The sequence below is a fragment of the Kitasatospora sp. NPDC101447 genome (genome assembly GCF_044767225.1).
Lineage (GTDB): Bacteria > Actinomycetota > Actinomycetes > Streptomycetales > Streptomycetaceae > Kitasatospora.
On record NZ_JBIWNL010000021.1, the window covers coordinates 73941 to 95167 of the forward strand.

15 protein-coding genes are annotated in these 21227 nt (G+C 74.8%); 11 read left to right on the forward strand and 4 right to left on the reverse strand.

Annotated features, from left to right (window positions below; genetic code table 11):
• The first annotated feature begins 76 nt into the window (after positions 1-76).
• The 4 genes from ACIRST_RS26665 to ACIRST_RS26680 all read left to right on the forward strand — a co-directional run bounded on the left by ACIRST_RS26665 (position 77) and on the right by ACIRST_RS26680 (position 5729).
• On the forward strand, positions 77-1468 hold the full coding sequence (locus ACIRST_RS26665) for an ABC transporter substrate-binding protein (protein WP_402804871.1): 1392 nt from the start codon (positions 77-79) through the stop codon (positions 1466-1468).
• 318 nt (positions 1469-1786) lie between these two features.
• Positions 1787-2824 (forward strand): carbohydrate ABC transporter permease, encoded by a 1038-nt coding sequence (locus ACIRST_RS26670; protein WP_402804873.1) that lies wholly within the window; start codon positions 1787-1789, stop codon positions 2822-2824.
• A 116-nt stretch (positions 2825-2940) separates the two neighbouring features.
• Complete coding sequence (locus ACIRST_RS26675) at positions 2941-3855, forward strand: carbohydrate ABC transporter permease (RefSeq protein ID WP_350523360.1); 915 nt, start codon at positions 2941-2943, stop codon at positions 3853-3855.
• A gap of 233 nt (positions 3856-4088) precedes the next feature.
• Positions 4089-5729: a DUF4153 domain-containing protein gene (locus tag ACIRST_RS26680; RefSeq protein WP_402804875.1), complete on the forward strand. Its 1641-nt coding sequence runs from the start codon at positions 4089-4091 to the stop codon at positions 5727-5729.
• A gap of 228 nt (positions 5730-5957) precedes the next feature.
• Here ACIRST_RS26680 and ACIRST_RS26685 read toward each other — a convergent pair whose 3' ends face one another.
• The gene (locus tag ACIRST_RS26685) at positions 5958-7505 is read right to left on the reverse strand and encodes an MFS transporter (protein ID WP_396549686.1); all 1548 of its coding nucleotides are present in this window, start codon (positions 7503-7505) and stop codon (positions 5958-5960) included.
• A 446-nt stretch (positions 7506-7951) separates the two neighbouring features.
• On the opposite strand from ACIRST_RS26685, the gene ACIRST_RS26690 reads away from it, so the two are divergent.
• The 3 genes from ACIRST_RS26690 (at position 7952) to ACIRST_RS26700 (ending at position 10193) form a co-directional block, all read left to right on the forward strand.
• A complete protein-coding gene (locus ACIRST_RS26690; protein WP_350523357.1) occupies positions 7952-8503 on the forward strand; it encodes a TetR/AcrR family transcriptional regulator in 552 nt (183 codons plus the stop codon).
• 197 nt (positions 8504-8700) lie between these two features.
• Positions 8701-9399: a ribonuclease HII gene (locus ACIRST_RS26695; protein WP_402804878.1), complete on the forward strand. Its 699-nt coding sequence runs from the start codon at positions 8701-8703 to the stop codon at positions 9397-9399.
• Positions 9400-9500: 101 nt separating this feature from the next.
• The gene (locus ACIRST_RS26700) at positions 9501-10193 is read left to right on the forward strand and encodes a hypothetical protein (RefSeq protein ID WP_402804880.1); all 693 of its coding nucleotides are present in this window, start codon (positions 9501-9503) and stop codon (positions 10191-10193) included.
• A 238-nt stretch (positions 10194-10431) separates the two neighbouring features.
• On the opposite strand, the gene ACIRST_RS26705 is transcribed toward ACIRST_RS26700, so the two are convergent.
• Both ACIRST_RS26705 and ACIRST_RS26710 read right to left on the reverse strand, forming a co-directional pair.
• Positions 10432-11136: a hypothetical protein gene (locus tag ACIRST_RS26705; protein ID WP_402804923.1), complete on the reverse strand. Its 705-nt coding sequence runs from the start codon at positions 11134-11136 to the stop codon at positions 10432-10434.
• A 378-nt stretch (positions 11137-11514) separates the two neighbouring features.
• Positions 11515-13710, reverse strand: a complete 2196-nt coding sequence (locus ACIRST_RS26710) for a RecQ family ATP-dependent DNA helicase (protein ID WP_402804882.1) — start codon at positions 13708-13710, stop codon at positions 11515-11517.
• A gap of 229 nt (positions 13711-13939) precedes the next feature.
• Between ACIRST_RS26710 and ACIRST_RS26715 the strand changes: the two genes are divergently transcribed.
• Entirely contained in the window at positions 13940-15460 is a 1521-nt protein-coding gene (locus ACIRST_RS26715; protein ID WP_402804884.1) for a DUF4192 domain-containing protein, read from the forward strand.
• A 31-nt stretch (positions 15461-15491) separates the two neighbouring features.
• On the opposite strand, the gene ACIRST_RS26720 is transcribed toward ACIRST_RS26715, so the two are convergent.
• The gene (locus tag ACIRST_RS26720) at positions 15492-16805 is read right to left on the reverse strand and encodes an alpha/beta fold hydrolase (protein WP_402804886.1); all 1314 of its coding nucleotides are present in this window, start codon (positions 16803-16805) and stop codon (positions 15492-15494) included.
• 677 nt (positions 16806-17482) lie between these two features.
• Here ACIRST_RS26720 and ACIRST_RS26725 point away from each other — a divergent pair.
• The 3 genes from ACIRST_RS26725 to ACIRST_RS26735 all read left to right on the forward strand — a co-directional run bounded on the left by ACIRST_RS26725 (position 17483) and on the right by ACIRST_RS26735 (position 21040).
• A complete protein-coding gene (locus tag ACIRST_RS26725) occupies positions 17483-19606 on the forward strand; it encodes a glycogen debranching N-terminal domain-containing protein (RefSeq protein ID WP_350523411.1) in 2124 nt (707 codons plus the stop codon).
• Positions 19607-19815: 209 nt separating this feature from the next.
• Positions 19816-20574, forward strand: coding sequence for an NUDIX domain-containing protein (locus tag ACIRST_RS26730; protein WP_350523350.1), 759 nt, complete (start codon positions 19816-19818; stop codon positions 20572-20574).
• 187 nt (positions 20575-20761) lie between these two features.
• Complete coding sequence (locus ACIRST_RS26735) at positions 20762-21040, forward strand: hypothetical protein (RefSeq protein ID WP_402804888.1); 279 nt, start codon at positions 20762-20764, stop codon at positions 21038-21040.
• The last annotated feature ends 187 nt before the right edge of the window (positions 21041-21227 follow it).

Genomic DNA, 21227 nt, shown 5'->3' on the forward strand with positions numbered 1-21227 from the left:
CTGTAGGCCCGTCTCCGGTACAGCGCAATGTCGTTCAGCCACCGTCGGCAGCAATGCCCTGGCGAGGAGGACCGCATTGACCCTCAACCCGACCGCGCCGCAACCGAGTTCCCGCCGCCGGCGGCTGGCCGCCGTACCCGCCCTGGTGGCGGCACTGGCGCTGACCGCGGCGTGCTCCAACAGCTCCGGCGGTTCGGGTGACGGCGGGGGCGGCGCGACCCAGTCGCTGTCCGGCGACTGCGCCAAGTACCAGCCGTACGCCGGGCATTCGGGCACGACCGTGACGATGTTCGCCTCCATCCTGAGCCCGGAGTCGGACAACCTGGAGAAGTCCTGGTCCGAGTTCAGCAAGTGCACCGGAATCAAGATCAGTTACGAGGGGTCGAACGACTTCGAGTCGCAGCTCCCGGTGCGGGTGGCCGGCGGCAACGCCCCGGACTTCGCGATCATCCCGCAGCCGGGTCTGCTGGCGCAGATGGTGAAGAGCGGCAAGGTGGTGAAGCCGCCCGCCCAGACCGTCGCGAACCAGGACAAGTGGAGCCCGATCTGGAAGACCTACGGCTCGGTCAACGGCACCTTCTACGCGGCGCCGATGAGCGCCAACATGAAGTCGCTGGTCTGGTACTCGCCGAAGGCCTTCAAGACGGCCGGCTACGAGGCGCCGAAGACCTGGGCGGACCTGATGGCGCTCAGCGACCGGATCGCCAGGGCGGGCGGCCCCAGGCCGTGGTGCGGCGGCATCGCCTCCGGTACGGCCACCGGCTGGCCGGCCACCGACTGGCTGGAGGAGGTGGTGCTGGGCAGCTACGGCGGCGAGGTGTACGACCAGTGGGTCGGCCACCAGGTGAAGTTCTCCGACGAGAAGATCACCACGGCGATGAAGACGGTCGCCGACTGGATGCAGAACCCGGCCTGGGTCAACGCGGGCTTCGGCGACGTGAAGTCGATCGCCACCACGACCTTCCAGGACGCGGGCACGCCGGTGCTGAGCGGCAAGTGCATGCTGCTGCAGCAGGCGTCGTTCTACGAGGCGCAGTGGCCCAAGGGCACCAAGGTCGGCCCGGACGGGGACGTCTTCGCCTTCCACCTGCCCGCGGTGAACCCGTCCGTCGCGAACCCGGTCGAGGGCGGCGGTGAGTTCCTGGCGGCCTTCGCCGGCCGGCCCGAGGTGCAGGCGGTGCAGAACTACCTCTCCAGCTCGGACTGGGCGAGCAGCCGGGTGCGGACCGCGAGCGGCTGGGTCTCGGCGAACCAGGGCGTGGACAAGAGCCTGTACACCGACCCGATCGACAAGCTGTCGGCCGAGGCGCTGACCGACCCCGGGGCCACCTTCCGGTTCGACGGCTCCGACCTGATGCCGGCCGCGGTCGGCGCCGGGCAGGAGTGGAAGTCGCTGACCGCCTGGTTCGCCGAGGGGCAGTCGATCCAGAAGACCGCCGCCGACATCGACGCCGCCTGGCCGCAGTAACCGGCCCGCGGGCCCGCTCCGGCGCCGCGTCGCGGCAGGGCCGGAGCAGGGCGCACCCGAGGACCACCTGTCGAGGGGGGGGGGGGGGCCCCCCCCCCCCCCCCCCCCCCCCCCCCCCCCCCCCCCCCACCGCCCCCCCCCCCCCCGGCCCCCCCCCCCCCCCGGAACCCCCCCCGGGGGGGGGGGGCCCCGCCCGGGCGGGGGGGGGGGGCGGGCGGGGGCCCGCCCCCCCCCGGCCCCCCCGGGGGGGGGGGGGGGGGCCCCCCCCCCCCCCCCCCCCCCGCCCCCTTCCCACCGCACCCGAAGGGACGCGCAGCCATGTCCGTACCCGGATCCCTGTCACCCGTCGCCGGGCCGGCCGCCGAGAGACTGGCGGTCGGCTCCTGGGGCGACGCGGCGGTCAAGTTCGGCAACACCTTCGGCGCCGTGGCGGGATTCCTCGGCATCCTGCTGGTGGTCTTCCTGGTCGCCGGGCGGGCCCGCGGCCGACTGGCCCGTCCGCTGGCCGTCGCGGTGTTCCTCGGCCCGGCGGTGCTGCTGCTGGCGGTCGGCCTGGTGGTGCCGTTGATCCGCACGGTGTACCTGAGCCTGCTGAACGACGACGGCACCCGGTTCGTCGGCGGTGAGAACTTCGGCTGGGCCCTGACCACCGACTCGGTCCAGGAGGTCCTGGTCAACACCCTGTTGTGGCTGGTCGTCGCACCGCTGGTGGCGACCGGGCTGGGGCTGGTGCTGGCGCTGCTGGTGGACCGGATGCGCGGGCAGTCGGTCTACAAGTCGCTGATCTTCATGCCGATGGCGATCTCGCTGGTCGGCGCGTCGATCATCTTCAAGTTCGTCTACGAGTCGCGCGGGCCCGGGCAGCCGCAGATCGGCCTGCTCAGCCGGCTCGCCGTCGCCGTGGGCTGGGACGCCCCGCCGAACTGGATGCTCTCGCAGCCGCTGAACACCTTCCTGCTGATGGTGGTGATGGTCTGGGTGCAGACCGGCTTCGCGATGGTGGTGCTGTCGGCAGCCATCAAGGCGATCCCGGACGAGGTGGTGGAGGCGGCCAGGCTGGACGGCGCGAGCGGGGTGCGGCTGTTCTGGTACGTCACCGTGCCGATGATCCGCACCACGGTGATGGTGGTGCTGACCACCGTCATGATCATCACGCTGAAGGCCTTCGACATCGTCCGCACCATGACGGGCGGGAACTTCGGCACCCAGGTGCTGGCCAACGAGATGTACTCGCAGTCCTTCGTGCAGTTCAACTCCGGGCGGGGCAGCGCCCTCGCGGTGATCCTCTTCCTCGCGGTCCTGCCGCTGGTGGCCTACAACATCGTCCAGCTGCGGAAGGAGCGTGAGGTGCGGTGACCTCGCTTCGGAAGTCCTCCGGTCCGAAGGTGTCCGTTTCGAAGGGGTCCGGCTCGACGACGTCGGCCCCGGAGGGGTCCGGTTCGAAGGCGTCCGTCCCGAAGGGGTCCCCGCGGGTGGCCGGCGGCCCCGGCAGTCCGGTCCGCAAGGCCTTCAGCAGTCCGTCGGCCTCGGTGTTCGTGATCGCGATGACGGTGCTCTGGACGATCCCGACGCTGGGTCTGCTGGTGACCTCGCTGCGCCCCAAGCAGGACGTGACCACCAGCGGCTGGTGGAGCGCGCTGCTCCACCCGGACTTCGGCCTCGGCAACTACCACTCGGTGCTGTTCGAGGGCGGCTCCGGCGCCTCCACCGGGCTGATGCCCTTCCTGGTGAACTCGCTGGCGATCAGCGTGCCGGCGACCGTCTTCCCGCTGGTGCTGGCGGCGATGGCGGCGTACGCGCTGGCCTGGGTGCGGTTCCGGGGCAGCGACGCGGTGTTCTTCACCGTGTTCGCACTGCAGGTGGTGCCGCTCCAGATGGCGCTGATCCCGCTGCTGCGACTGTTCTCCAGCGGCGCGCACCTGGGCCCGCTGACGCTGATCCCCGCGGTGGACCTGAAGGGCAGCTACGCGCCGGTCTGGCTGGCGCACACGATGTTCGCGATGCCGCTCGCGGTGTTCCTGCTGCACAACTTCATCGCCCAGCTGCCGCGCGACCTGATGGAGGCGGCCGTGGTGGACGGCGCCTCGCACTTCAAGATCTTCCGCTCGATCGTGCTGCCGTTGAGCGCCCCGGCGCTCGCCTCCTTCGCGATCTTCCAGTTCCTGTGGGTCTGGAACGACCTGCTGGTCGCACTGACCTTCGCGGGCGGCACACCGGAGGTGGCGCCGATGACGGTGCGGCTGGCGCAGTTGTCGGGCTCGCTCGGCGGCCGCTGGGAGCTGCTGACGGCCGGGGCGTTCCTGTCGATCATCGTGCCGCTGGTCGTCTTCTTCAGCCTGCAGCGGTACTTCGTCCGGGGGCTGCTGGCCGGGTCGGTGAAGGGGTAGCGGGCGGGGCGTCGAGGGGGCGGTACGTGGAACGGTGGTTCTGAACGCGTTCAGAAGCAACTTTTGAACCTGTTCAGAATGGTCTACAGTCGGCGGTGCGGCGCCCGGCGCGCCCACCGGCGGACTGCCCCGAGGGCGGCTTCCGCATGCCTGTAGACCACTGAGGGGGACCCATGTCCGGTCTGTCCACGCCTGCCTCGGCCGATCCGCCACCAGCTCCGGAGCCGGGGACGATGCCGGGGTCGCCGGAGCCGGGCGGGCCGTACGGCTCCTGGGACCTGTACGACCCGGCCAGGCCCTGGCGCGCGCCCGGCGCGCCCGGCACGTCCGGCACCCCTGTCGCGCCGCCGCCGAAGCGAGCGAGCCGCCTGCGAGCGAGCGACCCCGAGCGGCGGGTCGGGGCCACGCCCCGGGTCGTCCTGGCTGCCCTGCTCACCGGTTTGCTGACGGCCTGGCTGTTCTATGACGGCCTGGGGGCCAACCTGCTGATCTGCGGGGGCGCGACCGCGGCCGGGGCGGGGTTCGCCGCCCGGGCGGCGGGCCGTCGGGTCCGGCCCTGGACGGTCGCATGGAGCCTGCTCGCCCTCGCCCTGCTGGCCGTCCCGGCCGTGTGGAGCGCCGCCTGGCCAGGCCTGTTGGCGATCGGGGGTGCACTCGCCCTGGCCTCACTGGCCGTGCACGGCGGCCGCCGCTGGACGGGCGTCCTGCTCGCCCTGCCCGGCATCCTCTGGCAGCCGGTGCCCGCCGTGCGGTGGGCCCGGCTCAGCATGCAGGGGCGCTCGCTGCGCGGCCGCGACCGGATCGTCCCGGTGCTCAAGGCGCTCGCGGTCGCCGCCGTCCTGCTGACCGTCTTCGGCCTGCTGTTCGCCAGCGCCGATGCCGCCATGGCGGACCTGCTGGGCGGCCTCAGCCCCGACCTCGACCTCGCCCAGCTCCCCGGGCGCGGAGTGCTGTTCGTGCTCGGGACGCTGACCGCTCTGGGCTTCGCGCACATCGCGGCCGGCCCGCGCCGCTGGGACCGGACCGAGGTCCCGCCCGGCCGGGAGCGGCGACGGCTGGAGTGGGCGCTGCCGCTGGCCGCGCTCAACCTGATGTTCGGCGTCTTCGCGGCGCTCCAGGCCGTGGTGGTGCTCGGCGGCGCGGACGCCGTACTGCGCAACACCGGGATGAGCCGCTCCGCGTACGCCCGGCAGGGCTTCTGGCAGCTCAGCGTGATCACCGTGCTGACCCTGGTCGTGGTGGCGGTCGCCAAGCGCTGGGCCCCGCGCACCACCGTCGCCGACCGCCGCCTGGCGCGGATCCTGCTCGGGTTGCTCTGCGTGCTGGCGCTGGCCGTGGTCGCCTCGGCGCTCGGTCGGATGTGGTTCTACGTGGACGCCTCCGGGCTCACCCGGCTGCGGCTCTGGGTGCTCGTGGTCGAGGTCTGGCTGGGCGTCGTCTTCCTGCTGCTGATCGCCTCCGGGCTGACCCGCAGCACCGGCTGGCTGCCGCGCGTCGTTCTCCTCAGCGGGGTGCTCACCCTCGCGGTGTACGGCCTGATGGGCCCGGACGCGATCGTCGCCGACCAGAACGTCACCCGCTACGAGCAGGCCCTGCGGACCGACCCGCACACCGCGGCCATCGACCTGCGCAACGTCCGGGACCTGTCGGCGGACGCGGTACCCGCCCTGGACCGGCTCCCCGAGCCGCAGCGCAGCTGTGCGCTGCAGCTGATCGCGCAGGACCTGCGCGGGGAGGCGCAGCCCTGGTACGCGACCGACCTCGCGGTCGCCCGGGCCCGGCGGATCCTCGCGGAGCGGCCGCCGGTGGACGACTCGCCGCGGGTCGGCCACCGGGCCTGCGACCGGGCGGGGTTCGAGGACAGGGATTGGTAGGAGCCGGCCGGGGTCGGGGCTGGGGCTGGGACGGGGGCGGGGGCGGGGGCGGGACGGGGGCCGGGCCCGGGTCGGGCCGGGGTCGGGACGGAAAGCGCCGGAACGCGCCGGAAGCGCGAAGGGCCGACCGGGAGCGTGCTGCTCCCGGTCGGCCCTTCGCGTCGTACCGGCTCGGTGCCGGCGTCGTGTCGACTCGCTGCCGACGTCGTACCGGCGTCCGTACCGGTGTCAGTGCATCGCGACGGCGGTGTCGCCGCTCGGCAGGTCGCCGGCCTTGGCCTTGATCGCGAAGACCGCGACCACCAGGGCGACCGCCGCGAGTGCGGCGCCCACGATGAAGCCGTGCGAAATGCCCTGGGTGAGCACGGTGTTGGCGGCGTCCGTGCCCGGCGGGAACTCGTGGTGCTGCTGGAGGTAGGCCAGCTGGTCCGGGTTCGCGCTCTGCATGAACTTCGGCAGCTGCACGGCGGCCTCGGCCGTGGCGTAGTGGGCGAAGACCGTGGTCAGGATCGACAGGCCGAGCGAACCGCCGATCTGCTGCATCGAGTTGAGCAGGCCGGAGGCGGCGCCGGTCTCCTCGCCCGGGACACCCGCGACGGAGAGCAGCATCACCGGGACGAAGATCATGCCCATGCCGAGGCCGAACACCACCGTGGGGCCGAGCACGCCGTCCAGGTAGCCGCTGTCCTTGCCCATCTGGGTCAGCCAGCTGAGGCCGACGGTCACCAGCAGCGCGCCGCCCGCCATGAACGGCTTCGGGCCGTACTTGGCCTGGAAGGTGGACGCGATCTGCGCGGCGATGATGATCGAGACGCTGATCGGCAGGAAGGACACGCCGGCCATCAGCGGGCTGTAGCCGAGCGGGCCCTGCACGAACAGCACCACGTAGAAGAAGATGCCGAACATGGCCGCGGCCAGGCAGAGCATCATCACCAGGCCGCCGGTGCGGTTGCGGTCGGCGAACAGGTGCATCGGGGTGATCGGCTGATCGGTGCGGCTCTCGATCACGAGGAAGGCGGCCAGCAGGATCGCGCCGGCCGCGAAGGAGCCGAGCGTGACACTGTCGGACCAGCCGTCCGAGGCGGCCCGGATGAACCCGTAGACCAGGCCGACCAGACCGAGCGTCGAGGTGAGCGCGCCGGGCAGGTCGAAACGGCCCGGGTGACGCTCGGACTCGGCGATGTAGCGCGGCGCGGCGATCGCGATCAGCACGGCGATCGGCACGTTGACGAAGAACACCCAGCGCCAGTTCAGGTACTCGGTGAGCAGGCCGCCCGCGAGCAGGCCGATCGCGGCGCCCGAGCCGGCCACCGCCGAGAACACGCCGAACGCCTTGTTGCGCGCCGGCCCTTCCTCGAAGTTGGTGGCGATCAGGGCGAAGGCTGTCGGTGAACAGATCGCGCCACCGATGCCCTGGAGGGCGCGGGCGGCCAGCAGCAGGGTGCTGTCCTGCGCGAAACCGCCGAGCAGCGAGGCCAGCCCGAACAGCAGGGTGCCGAAGATGAACACCCGCCGGCGGCCGAGGATGTCACCCGCGCGACCGCCGAGCAGCAGCAGCCCGCCGAAGGTCAGCGTGTAGGCGTTGATGACCCACGACAGGTCGGTGGTCGAGAAGCCCAGGGCGTCCTTGATGTGCGGCAGTGCGATGTTCACGATGGTCGCGTCGAGGACCACCATGAGCTGCGTGGCCGCGATGACGGCCAGGGTGATGCCCTTGCCCTGCCCCTTCGCGTCCTGCGGTGGTGAGTTCTTGCTGAGCGTGTCGGAGATAGCCACGAATGTGCCCCCTGCTGGCTATGTGCTCGGTGCTGTGGACCCGGCGGACCGCCGGTGTCCGGGTATGGCGCTGCGCCCTTGCGCAGAGCGGGAAGGAACGGGATCGTTCACTAATCCGGACGATATCTTGGCTCGATTGTGAACGCAAGCGTTCCTTAAGGATGGTGGCGATGGAGCGGTTGGTGCGGCGCCTGGTGGCGGACCGGTCCGGTCGGCCGTCGGGGCGGTCGGCGGGCGGGTCGGCGGGTGGGTCGGCGGGTGGGGTGTCGGGCGGGGCGTTCTTGCGGGCGGAGCCTCCGGGTGCCCCGGACGGCTCGGGTGCCTCGGACGTCGCGATTGGCGGGCCGGGTGCGGTGGTTCCGGGGTCGGGTGCGGAGGCGGCTCTCTGCCCGGTGCGGGCCGCCCGTCAGGCCCTCGCTCGGCCCGGAAGGCGAAGGGGGAAGGAGTTGGAGAACGCGATCTTCGAGGCCACGCTCGACCAGCTCACCTCCGGCGGATACGCGCGGCTGACCATGGAAGGGGTCGCCGGCGCGGCGCGGACCGGGAAGGCCGCGCTCTACCGGCGTTGGGCCGCCAAGGACGAACTCGTCATCGACGCCCTGGACGCCACTCTTCCACGCCCTTACGACACCCCCGACCTGGGGGCGGCCCGTGACGAACTCCTGCAGCTCATCGGGGCGTTCACGGCCGCTGCGGCCTCCCGTGTGGGTGCGGCCCTCCACGCGCTGATGGTCGAGATCGACCAGGAGCGGGCGGAGGTGTTCAAGGGCTTCATCAACGACCGCGTCATCGAGCCGATGACGGCGACCATCCTGGAGATCCTCCGCCGCGGCGCCGAGCGCGGGGACGTGCGGCCCGGCGCGGCCACCCCGCTCGTGGCCGACGTCATCCCGGCGATGCTGCTCTACCAGGCCAAGATCCGAGGGTTTCAGGACCTGGGGCCGGACTTCGCCACCCGGCTGGTGGACGAGGTGCTGCACCCGATGATCCGCGCCTGAGGGCTGCCCGGGACCGGCTGCCGGACCGGCGGTCGGACCGGCCGTCGGGACCGGCGCTGGGGCCTTCCGCCGCGACCGGCCGCCGCGACCGGCCGTCGGGCCCCCGGCCAGCGGGCCCTTCCGCGGCGAGGGCGGCGGATCGGGTGGGCCCGGGACGGGCTTAGGCTGGAGGCTGCCCCAGTTGAACGGAAACCGCCATGCCCATCGTCCCGCCGACCCATTCCGTCGAACGCTCGCTCCGTCGGGCCGGCGCCAGGGTCGTCGTCGGCCTGGACGAGGTCGGGCGCGGCGCCTGGGCCGGTCCGGTCACCGTGGGTGCGGCCGTCACCGGCCTGCGCAAGGCGCCGGAGGGGCTGACCGACTCCAAACTGCTCACCGAACTGCGCCGCCGTGCGCTCGCCCCGGTCCTCGCCGACTGGGTCACCGCGTATGCCCTCGGGCAGGCCTCGGCGCAGGAGTGCGACGAGCTCGGCATGACGGCGGCGCTGCGGCTGGCCGCCGTCCGCGCCCTGGAGGCGCTGCCGGTCGAACCCGACGCGGTGATCCTGGACGGCAAGCACGACTATCTCGGCGGCCCGTGGCGGGTGCGCACGGTGATCAAGGGCGACCAGTCCTGCATCTGCGTCTCCGCCGCCTCGGTCCTCGCCAAGGTCCATCGCGACGGCCTGATGGCCGAACTGGGCGAGGGGTGCCCGGAGTACGGCTTCGCCGAGAACGCCGGCTATCCGTCCCCGGTGCACCGCGCCGCGCTGGAGGAACTCGGCCCCACCGAGCACCACCGGGTCTCCTGGGCATTCATGGACGGACTGCCGAAGTGGCGTCACCTCAAGCGCGTTCGGGAGGAATCGGGCGAGGGCCGGGGATCCGCCGACGAACAGTTGACGCTCGGTTTCTGACGGTCCGTCTGGAATTGCCCCGGGTGGGGGCCGTGAGTGTTCGGTGTCCAATGGGTGGGGTGCCCGTGCGCGTCCGACCGGCATTTGATAGATATCCGGGTATGCCTGTCTTCCCCGAGGAGCCGGAGATTCACGAGAGCCTCCCGGGCCCCGGCGTTCCCTTCCCCCGCGAGTCGGACGCACAAGCCCTCAACGCGCCTGCCACCGGCGGCGCGCCCGCCACCGCACCCACCACCGTCGCCGCTCCGGCCACGGTGCCCGGCCCCCGCCCGGCGTCCCCTCGCCCGGCCCCGCCGCGCGCCGCCCGGCCCGGTCCGCCGCTGCCGATCCCCAAGCCCGGTCCGGCACCGCGTCGCCCCGCCCCCGCCCCCGCCGTGCCGGAGGTGGAGGTCCAGCGGATTGCCGCCACCCCGGCCCGGGCGCTGGAGCACGCCGACGACGCGATCGACCTGCTGCTGGACGCCGGCCGAGACCCGGGCGCCATCCTGGTGCTGACGGTCGGCGAGGCCCACCCCTGGCAGCAGCACGAGCTGTCCTTCGGTGAGGAGCGCTACTGGGCGCAGCTCGCCGACGGCGGCGACGTGTTCTACGCGGACGCCGCCCTGGCCCGTCCGGTCCGCCGCGAGGTGGTCGTCCTGGTGGTCAACGGCGGAACGCCCGCCCGCGCCGCCGAGGCGTACACCGAGGCGCTCGGCCGTGCGACCGCCCTGCTGGTGGTCTGCGGCGAGGCCGGCCCGGCGGCTGCGGGGACAGTCGCTGCCGCGCCCGCGGCCGGCCGCCCCGTCAACGCCTGACCGCAGTCGTTCCGCTCCGGGCCCGGTGCCGTACGGTACCGGGCCCGAACTCCGTCCGGCGACGGGCCGTTTCCGCTCCGAGTCCGTCCGGCGACGGGCGCTGCCTGGGCCGCCGGGGCCGCCTGATCGGTGCCCGGAGGCCGTGCGTACGGCGGTCTCTGCGGCTGTCGCGGTCTCGGCCGACCGGGCGGGCCCTACCGGCTCGGCCGGATCAGCGGCCTCTGCGGGCTCAGCGGGCTCAGCGGGTTCCGGTACGGCGGCTCGGCTCGGCCGCCGCGACCCGCGCGGGCATCCACGGGGTCTCGGACTGCGGGGAGCGCTGCGAGTCCGTGCCGTGCTCGCCCTGCTCGACCGGCGGTCGGTGGGCGCGCGGGCCCCGCGGTGCGTCGAGCGCCGAGCGCGGCGGCAGTTCGGTCACCGTGTGCACCGGCCCGTCCGCCCACGAGCCCGCGTGCGGATTGCGTCCGCTCCGCCCGTCCCCGAGGACCTGCCAGCCCGCCGGGGTGAGCCCGATGTACGCGCCGCAGCGCAGTCCGTGCAGCACGGCCGCGTCCTGCAGTGCCCACATCCATGCGCCGTCCTGCTCCGTCCAGCCGGGCGCGCCGTCGCGGCAGCGCAGCACCACGACCGTGCGGGTCGGCTCGGGCAGGCGCAGGTCGTGCGGGACGATCCGGCGCAGGTGCGCCAGCAGCGCGTTCCGGTGCTGCCAGCCGTCGGTGTCGCGCGACCAGGGGGTGAAGGAGGCCGAGGCGGCGAGGTGGTGGAGCGCGTCCACGACGCCGACCACGACCGTGCCCGGCTGGGGCAGGTGGCGTTGGTGCAGCTCCAGGACGAACTCGCGGGGGTCGCGCAGCAACGGGATCCCCGAGGCGGCCCAGGTCTCCAGGTCCAGCACCCGTCTGGGTACCGAACTCCGGGAGAGGGGATGCTGACCTCGGTCGATACCGTTGATCACGATCCTCCTTCCTGACCCGTGGGCAGGTGGGTGCCTGGGTACGCCGAAGGGCGGGTCTGGCGGACCGAGTTTCGGGTACCCCCCAATTCTCGGGGCATCGGGGGCAGGGCGGCAACGATGAAATGATGAACGCCATCCGATAGCCCATGGTCTGCCGGATATGTTCCACCATCGCCCGGGCGTTGCCGGGATGTCGACACGCCTTGATCCACAACGTTCGGAGCGCGAGGCGGGCCGTTGCCGGCGCGGTGACCACCCCTTTCCCGAGCCGGCCGGCCAGTGTGATCGAAATCGCTTGGCTTGATCCTTTCTGTTAGGCCATTCGAGTGAAGGCCGTTGTTCCCTCGACGGCCGTCTGCCGTCCTGTCACCCCTGCACGGCCAGCACCAGCGGCAGCACCGCGCGCGCTCCGGCCCGGCGCAGCAGCCGGGCGGCCACGGTGACCGTCCAACCCGAGTCGACGAGATCGTCCACCAGCAGCACCGGCCCGCCGGCGGCCGCCACCGCCTGCTCCACCTCCGGCGGCAGGACCAGCGACCCGGCCAGTGAGTACAGCCGTTGGGCGCTGTTGCTACGGGCCCCGTGCGGCGGCAGCCCACCGGCGTACTCGATCCTGCCGAGCAGTGGCATCCGCCCGATCTCGGCGATCCGCGCGCCGAGGCTGCCGACCAGCTGGGGGCGGGTCGAGGAGGCCATGGTCACCACGCCGACCGGCCGCTCCAGCCGGGTGCCCTCCGCCGTCGCGGGGCCGGCCCAGCCGCCCGGCCCGCGGGCCCAGTCGGCGAGGACCGCCACCAGCGCGTCCACCGCCTCGCCGGGGACGGGCACGTCCGGCGCCTGCTCGGCGAGCAGGGTGCGCAGCCGGGTGCCCCAGCCGATGTCCGACAGCCGGCCCAGCGCCCGGCCGGTCTCGGCCTGCTCGCCCGCCGGGATGCGGCCCTTGAGCGGCACTCCGAGCGCGTCCATCCCGGTCGGCCAGAGTCGGCGCGGCTCGAAGCTCACGCCCGGGCGCCCGAGCGCGGCCCGGGCGGCGGCCAGCGTCTCGGCGGAGACGTCCGGGGTGTGCAGCGGCCCCGCGCAGTTGTCGCACCGCCCGCACGGTGCGGCCTGCTCGTCGTCCAGCTGTCGGCGCAGGAACTCCATCCGGCAGCCGGTGGCCGCCGCATAGTCGCGCATCGCCCGCTGTTCCGCCTCCCGGGAGGCGGCGACCTTGGCGTAGCGGGCGGCGTCGTACGCCCAGCTCTGCCCGGTGGCCGTCCAGCCGCCCTTGACCCGGCGGACGGCGCCGTCCACGTCGAGCACCTTGAGCATGGTCTCCAACCGGGCCCGGCGCAGGTCCACCCGGGGCTCCAGGGCGGCGGTGGAGAGCGGCCGACCGGCCTCGGCCAGCGCGTCGATGGTGCGCCGCACCTGCTCCTCCGGCGGGAAGGCCAGCGAGGCGAAGTACCGCCAGATCGCCTCGTCCTCGCGCCCGGGCAGCAGTAGCACCTCGGCCCGGTCCACGCCGCGCCCGGCCCGGCCGACCTGCTGGTAGTAGGCGATCGGCGAGCTGGGCGAGCCGAGGTGCACGACGAAGCCGAGGTCGGGCTTGTCGAAGCCCATGCCGAGCGCGGAGGTGGCGACCAGCGCCTTGACCCGGTTGGCCAGCAGGTCGGCCTCGGCGGTGCGGCGCTCGGCGTCCTCGGTGCGGCCGGAGTAGGAGGCCACCGGGAAGCCGCGCTCGCGCAGGAAGGCCGTCACCTCCTCGGCCGCGGCCACCGTCAGGGTGTAGACGATGCCCGAGCCGGGGAGCCGGTCGAGGTGGTCGGCGAGCCAGGCCAGCCGGTGCGCCGGGTCGGGCAGGGCCAGCACGCCGAGGGTGAGGCTCTCCCGGTCGAGCGGCCCGCGCAGCACCAGGGCGTGCTCGTCGGAGCTGCCGGTGCCGAGCTGCTCGGCCACGTCCGCGGTGACCCGGGCGTTGGCGGTCGCGGTGGTGGCCAGTACCGGGACGCCGGGCGGCAGCTCCGCGAGCATGGTGCGCAGCCGGCGGTAGTCGGGGCGGAAGTCGTGGCCCCAGTCCGAGATGCAGTGGGCCTCGTCGACCACCAGCAGGCCGGTGGAGGCGGCGAGCTTGGGCAGCACCTGGTCGCGGAAGTCCGGGTTGTTCAGCCGCTCGGGGCTGACCAGCAGGACGTCGACCTTCCCGGCGGCGACCTCGGCCTGGACCTCGTCCCACTCGTCGGTGTTGGCCGAGTTGATGGTGCGGGCGTGGATGCCGGCCCGGGCCGCCGAGTCGACCTGGTTGCGCATCAGGGCGAGCAACGGCGAGACGATCACCGTCGGCCCTGCGCCCCGGGCCCGGAGCAGGGCGGTGGCGATGAAGTAGACCGCGGACTTCCCCCAGCCGGTGCGCTGGACGACCAGGGCGCGGCGGTGGTCGACCACGAGGGCCTCGATGGCCGTCCACTGGTCCTCGCGCAGGGCGGCGCCGGGGCCGGCGAGCTCGCGCAGGACGGCCTCGGCCCGCGCCCGGACCTCGGCGCGGTCGGCGGTGGCGGTGGTGTGGGTGTCGGGCTGCTGCATGGCGTCCATGTAACCCCGTACCGCCGACAAGGAGCGAATGCCGGGGTGCGGCGACGGGGGAAGGCGAGGTGTATTTCATCCGCTGATCCGCTGAACGGCGATCAAAAATCACCCCGTGGAGGGCGTGTCGCTTGCTCCGAATGAGCTAACGAAAATCAGGAGGCGGAGTTATCCACAGAAAAAAATCGGGTTTCGGCGGCGTCCGCGGATTGCGTCCAGTCTTGCGGCCATGAACGCGATGAACAACGAACACGTCATTCTGTCCCTCGGCCCGGCCTCCGAGCACCGGCCGGTCGTCATGCGCGGTCCGGCCGACATGGCCGAGCTGCTGCCCTACTTCCTGGGCTTCTACCCCGACGACAGCATCGTCGCGGTCGGCCTCCAGGGGCCCGACCTGCACCAGGGCGGGGTGATCCGGGCGGACCTCCCGGACTCGCCCGCGCAGTGGCCGGCCGCCGCGGAGGAGACGGCCGCCCTGCTGGTCGCCCTCTCCGAGCGGCACGGCGCCCGGCCGCCCCAGGTGCTCCTCTACCTCTGCCAGGATCCCGGCGCGCCGCACGCCCCGCCGGTGGTGGACGGCCTGCGGCCGCTGGCGGACGACCTCCGGGCGGCCTTCGGGCGCCGGGGCGTGGTGGTCAAGGAGGCGCTGTGCGTCTCGGGCGGCCGCTGGTGGTCCTTCCTCTGCCGCGGCACCGCGTGCTGCGATCCGGCGGGCAACCCGGTGCGGCGCGGTCCCGATCCGGGCCCGGCGGCCGCCGCCGCGACGGTCGCCGGCCTGGTGCCGCGCGGCAGCCGCAAGGCCATCATGGCCGGGCTGACCCCGATCGGCCCGCCGGGTGACGCCGCCCGGCGCGAGGCGCTCGTCCGGGCCGAGGCGGCCGTGGGCTCGGTCTCCCGGGAACAGGGCATCGGGCTGCTCGACCAGGCCGTCGCCGAGTTCGCGGCCGGGGCCCGGGAGCTCGATCCGGAGCGGACGGCCCGGCTGCTGTTCGCCCTGCGCGACCGGGTCGTGCGGGACCGCGGCGTCGAGTACGCCCGGGCCGCCGAGCTGGCTCCGGCCGAACGCCTCTGGCGCTTCCTCGCCCGCCACGCCGTGCCGCCGTACGAGGGTTGCGCGGTGGCCCCGCTCACCCTGCTGGCCTGGGCCTCCTGGGTCGCGGGGGACACGGCGACGGCCCGGGTCGTGCTCGGCCACGTCCTGCGGCTCGACCCGGGCTACCTGCTGGCCGAACTGCTCCACGAGTCGCTCAACGACGGCATGGCGCCCGGGGCACTGCTGGCCGCCGTCGAGGCCCAGCGGCGGCGGCGCGAGCAGCACGCGCCCGCGTCGGCCCCGGCCGACGACCCCCCGCAGCCCGTCGGGGGAGCGGCCCCGGCGCCCGCGGCCCCGGCGGACGAAGCCCCCGGCGAGCGGCCGGGCCGGGCCGCCGGCGCCCGCCGACGCCGCCGGGGCACCCGCCGCAAGGGCTCGTCCACGGTGCCGGCACCCGCGTCCGGGCCTGCGCCGACCGGTCACGGCCCCGGCGACCCGGCGCCGGACGGGAGCACCCCCGGGCCGGTGGCCGTGTCGTCGGCGCCCGGACGGGCCGCGGCGCCCGGGCGTGCCCGGCCGGCCGGGGAGCGCTCCGCCCGGAGCCCGCGGCTCGGCCGTGCGGCGGCGTGCCTGCCCGCGGCCGCACGCCCCGGGACCGGCCTGCACCGGTGCCGCGGGGTCCGGCGGGCGGCGAAGGGAGGCCGCCGTGTCCACTGAACCGCTCGCCGCCGCACCGGCCCCCGGTCCGCTACGCCTCGCCGTGCGCCATCTTGATCAGGCGGTCCAGCACCTTGCCGCCGCTCACCCGCAGGCCGTCGTGCTCCCACTCGTTGGTGATCCAGGTCCGCAGGCCGCGCACCGCGCGGGCGGTCTCCAGCGAATCGGCGGTGTCCACGTACATGTCGTCGTGGTACACCGCCGCCACGACCGGCACGCTGTTGGCGGCCAGGCGCGCCCGGTCGTACAGGTCGGGCCAGTCGGTGCGGGCGGCGAGCAGTTCCGCGGTCTCCTTCAGCGGCCGCAGCGCCGGGTCGGTGTCGAACATCCAGGGGTAGATCATCTCCCCGGTGAACAGCACCGGCGTGCCGGACTCCAGCGCGGCCCGGGCGTCGAACTGCGGGAACTCCTTGCGGAGCCGCTCGGCGGACCAGGCGGTGCCGCCCTGGTCCACCGACCGCTGGCCGTAGATCGACTCGTGCAGCACGGCGTACAGCGGGCCGCCCGCGAAGGAGAGCTGCGCCTGGGCGCCGGCCAGGAAGGTGTCGGAGAGCTCGGGCCCGGCCGCGCCCTCCACCCAGGCCTCCTCCAGCAGGTAGTGCAGGACGCCGGAGCCGCTGCCGCCGCCGAGCAGCAGTCCGAGGGCCTGGAAGGCCTCGACGGTGAGCACCCCGCCGTCCGGCAGGGTCGCGGGGGAGTCCGCGAGGTGGGCGGCGATCGCCCGCACCGCTTCGACGTCCTGCGGGAACCGCGCGTAGTGGTCCTCGTTCTTGCCGACCACGCGCGGGTAGGCGGCGCGGTAGACGTCGTCGGCCGAGCTGCCCAGGCCGGCCAGGCCACCGGTGATGAAGGCCTCGGTCAGGCCCTCGGGAGCGATGGAGAGGTAGGTGAGGGTGCAGAAGCCGCCGAAGCTCTGGCCGAGCACGCTCCAGCGCCGGTCGGCGCCGAGCAGCCGGGTGCGGATCAGCTCGGCGTCACGGACGATCGAGTCCGCGCGGAAGCACGCGAGGTAGTCCGCCTGCTCCTGCGGGCCGCCGCGCCGGGCGAGGGTCTGCCGGGTCGCGGGCGTGGAGCGCCCGGTGCCGCGCTGGTCGAGCAGGAGCACCCGGTAGTCGTCCAGCGCGCGCTCCAGCCAGGCGTCCCGGCCGACCGGGCGGGCGGCCTTGCCGCCGGGCCCGCCCTGGAGGAAGAGCAGCCAGGGCAGGTCGTCCCGCTCGCGGCCGGCGGCCACCACCTCGCGGGCGTACACCTCGATCTGCTCGCCCTGCGGGGCCGCGTGGTCGAGGGGGACCTGGAACACGTGGTCGGTCGTGACGATCCCGGGCAGCCGGCTGACGGTGGACATGGAACTCCTCGGTCTCTGCTGGTCACAGCGGTGGCGTCGCGGATCACGGGGTCACCGGGTGCGGGGCCGCGACCCCCGCACCGTATCCTGGCGGCGATCGAGCGCCGGTTCGACCGCCCCCCGTCCGTCCGACCGGGCGGCCGACCGCGGCCGACGCCCGGTCCGAGCAGCACGGACGGCCGCCCGGGAAGTCCGGAACCGGACCCCGACCGCGGGGCGGGCGGCTCTCGGCAAGGCCCCGGCAGCACTCCGGCGCGAGCGGCACGACCGCCCGGCGGGGCCCGCCCCGGCCGGCGGCGGTCGCGGCGGGGCGTGACCTGGTGGCGGTGCACGGCGTTCACCCCGGGGGCCCCGTGTCCGGACGCCGACCGACCGGCGCCCGGCCGGTCCGAGGAGCGGGCTACGGGGGCAGGGCGTCACCGGCAGGCCGGGAAACCGGACCTGACGGCGTGTCGGGCGCGGTGACGGGCTCGACGCGAAGGCGCGGCGCGCCGGTACCGGCCCGGTACCGGGCACTGCATGGCACGACCCGCCGCCGGGTACGGCCAGACACGGCACACCCGCCGACGGGAAACCCCGTCGGCCCGGCACCATCAGCACGCGATCGAGCATGCTCGCGGCCCACCGGCCTGACCCGGCCACCGGACCGCCGAGGGGAGGAGAGTCCGGTGACCGCCATGAGGCCACCACAGGCCATGCCGGCCGAGAGCGTGCTCGGCGCGCCGAGACCGGTCGGGCGTCCCGACCTGGTCCCGCCGGCCGGCCCCGGGAGCGCACCCGCCGGCCCCGGCCGGCCCACCGCCCCGCCGCGCCCCCAGCCGCCCGCGGTCCACCACGCGGTGATCTGCGTCAACGCCCCGGCGATGGCCGCCTCCGGCCCCGACGGCCAGCTGCGCGGTCAGGGCCTGCACGGCTTCTACCGCAACGGCGTCCGGGCGCTCGCCCGGATGGAACTGCGGCTGGGCGGCATGGAGCCGCTGCCCCTCCAGGGCGCCCTGACCAGCACCGCCCAGGCCCGCTTCCTCGGCGCCGTCCGCGTCCCCGGCGACCTCGACCCGGACCCGGCGCTCACCGTCGAGCGGCTGCGCCACGCGGACGGCGTGGAGACCGTCGTCGTGCGCAACACCGGACCGCGGCCCGCCAGGCTGCCGTTGGAGATCGCCGTCGGCACGGACCTCGGCCCGGTCGCCGAGATCGCCGCCGGGCACCGCCCGCCGGACCTGCCGGGCCAGGTGCAGTCCGCCGGACTGCGCTGGACGGGTCCCGTGCACAGCGCCGTGGTCAGCGCCAAGCCCTCCCCGCACGCGGTGCTGGCCGGCGCCGGGGTGCTCCGCTGGGACCTGGAGGTCCAGCCCGGCGCCCGCTGGTCGGTCGAGCTGCGCACCGAGCTGGAGGGCGCCGCCACCGGCCCGCGCCCACCCGGCGGCCGCGGCACCGGTGTCCCGCTGCCCTGGTCCGAGCCGGAGGTCCGCAGCGACGACTCCCGGGCCGCCCCGCTGGTCTCGCGCTCCCTGGACGCCCTCGGCGGACTGCTGTTCGCCGACCCGGACCGCCCGACCGACCTCTACCCGGCCTCCGGCGCGCCCTGGCGCTTCGGCCTCGCCCCGGCCGACGCGCTCTGGGCCGCCCGGCTGACCCTGCCGCTCGGCACCCGGCTGGCCGCGGGCACCCTCCGGGCGCTGGCCCGCCGTCAGCAGCTCGCCCCCGCCCCGGGCCGTACCGAGGGCCTGCTGCCCGGCGGCCTGCGGCACGGCGGCCCGGAGCTGCCGCCCACCTGCACCGCCACCGAGGCCACCCTGCTGTTCGTCACCGTGCTGGCCGAGGCCTGGCGCTGGGGCCTGCCCCGGGCGGAGGTCACCGAGCTGCTCCCGGCCGCCGAGCGCGCCCTGGCCGCCCTGCGCGACGGACTGGTCGACGGCTTCGTCACCGACCTCAGCCGTCCCGCCGAGGAGCGCTCCGCCCACCCGGTCGCCGCCCGTGCGGAGGTCCAGGCACAGGCCCACCGGGCCGCCCTGCACGGCGCCGAGCTGCTGGAGGCCTTCGGGCGCCCGGGCGCCGAGGGCTGGCGGAGCTGGGCCGCCGGGCTTCGCGGGCGCTTCCGCGAGCGGTTCTGGATCGACGACCTCTCCGGGGGCCGCCCCGCCGCCGGGCTGGCCCCGGGCGGCCAGCCCCTGCCCGCGCTCGCCTCTTGCCTGGTGCACCTGCTGGACCCCGGGCTCGCCGCCGACGGCGGCCGGCACGAGAGCCTGCTGGACCGCGAGCAGACCCGGCTGCTCGCCCAGCGCCTGGTCGCACCGGAGCTGGACAGCGGCTGGGGCCTGCGCACCCTCAGCGCCAAGTCGCCCCGCTTCAACCCGTTGGGCCACCGCGGCGGCGCGGTACGGGTGCACGAGACGGCGCTGGCGATCGCCGGACTGGCCGAGGCCGGCCACGAGAACGAGGCCGGCACCCTGCTGGAGGGGCTGCTCGCCGCGGCCGCCCACTTCGAGGGGCGCTTGCCGGAGATGTACGCGGGGGAGCAGCGGACCCCCGGCTGCCCGCCCGTTCCGCACCCGGCGGCCTGCCGCCCGGCGGCGGTCTCCGCGGCCGGCGCCGCACACGCGGTGTTCGCCCTCGCCGGGGTCCGCCCGGACGTCCCGGGCGGCCGGGTCCTGGTTCGCCCGGCCAGCACCGCGCCGCTCGGCGAACTGGAGCTGACCGGACTGCGGGTCGCGGGCGAGCCGTTCTCGGTCCGGGTGAGCCGGATCGGGGTGGCGATGGTCGAGGAGGCCTCCGCGGACCTGCAGCTCGTGGCCCGCTGACCGCGGGCTCCGGCCACGCCTCCCGGGCCGCGCCTCCCCGGCCCGGCCGCGCCGCGCCGGTGACACCACCGCAGTGACACCACCTCGGCGCCTCCGGGCCCGGAGGCAGCGCCCGCCCGGGTCCGGACCGTGCCGGGCGGCCACCGGCCTCGGCCGGGCCGCGCGCAGGGCCTGTGCTTATCGTCAGAGAGACGACTATGATCGTCGCCATGTCGCGTTACGATCCGTCGGCCTTCCCCCCGTTCGCTGTCACGGTTGACCTGGTGGTGCTGACGGTGCGCGACCACGCGCTCTGCGCCCTGCTGGTCAGACGTGGCGAGCCGCCGTTCCAGGGGTACTGGGCGCTGCCCGGCGGCTTCGTCCGCCCGGACGAGGGCCTGGCCGAGGCCGCCTCCCGGGAGCTGGCCGAGGAGACCGGCCTGCGCGCGCACTCCGCCCCGGGCCACGACGCGGTCGGCCCCGGTGCGGCCGGCGCCCACCTGGAGCAGCTCGCCACCTACGGCCATCCGCAGCGCGACCCGCGGATGCGCGTGGTCAGCGTGGCCTACCTGGTGCTCGCCCCCGACCTGCCGACGCCCCGGGCCGGCGGTGACGCCAGCAGCGCCCGCTGGGCCCCGGTCGGCGAGCTCCTCGGCGACAACCCGGCCGACGGCGTCCCGCTCGCCTTCGACCACGGGCTGATCCTCGCCGACGGCGTGGAACGCGCCCGCTCCAAGATCGAGTACTCCTCCCTCGCGACCGCGTTCTGCCCGACCGAGTTCACCGTCGGCGAGCTGCGCCGGGTCTACGAGGCGGTCTGGGGCGTGGTGCTGGACCCGCGGAACTTCCACCGCAAGGTCACCGGCACCCCCGGGTTCCTGCTGCCTTCCGGCGGCACGACGACCCGTCAGGGCGGCCGCCCGGCACAGCTGTTCACCGCCGGCGGCGCGACCGTCCTCAACCCGCCCATGCTCCGCCCGGAGTCCTGAGCACCGGCGCACGCGCCCGGGCCGCCCGCGGCACAGCGCGTCCGGGTCGCTTCCCGGCGGGGGCCCGGGGGGCGCCCGGCGGCCGAATGGCCCGGCCCGGCTGCGCCCGCGGGGGCACCGACGCAGAGTGTCGGTGGACGCTTCGGCCGCCGGGTCGAAGGCCTCCCGGACCCCAGGAGCCCCCCTGATGGCCCTCAACGACTGCGTGCACCAGCGATTCGTCATCGACGGGCTGGTGGCCGACTACAAGAGCCTGGACGCGACCACCACCGGGACGGAGAGGGAATTGGTCCGGCTGCTGGCCGAGCAGGCCGCACCCGAGACGATCGCCGCCGTGCAGGAGAGGCTGGCCGCCGAGCGTGAGCAGCTGGGCCAGCTCGCCGTCGGGGGCCAGCGTGCCGTCGACGAGTTCCGCGCGGTCTGCGGCGGCGAGAAGCTCCCTGAACTGCCCTGGCCGACCCAGTAGAGCGGCGGTCGGGCGGCGCCGCGACCCTCCCACCGCTGCCCCCCGCGGTGACCCGGCGGTGAGCGGTCCCGTGAATCGCAGGATCGGATTTTCCCCTGATCGGGTGAGGTGGGCAGTCGCCGGGCCCGTGCCGTTCCCGTAATGCCCGGAATAGCCTCCGCCGCCCCCTAATGTGCTGGCGCGGAGC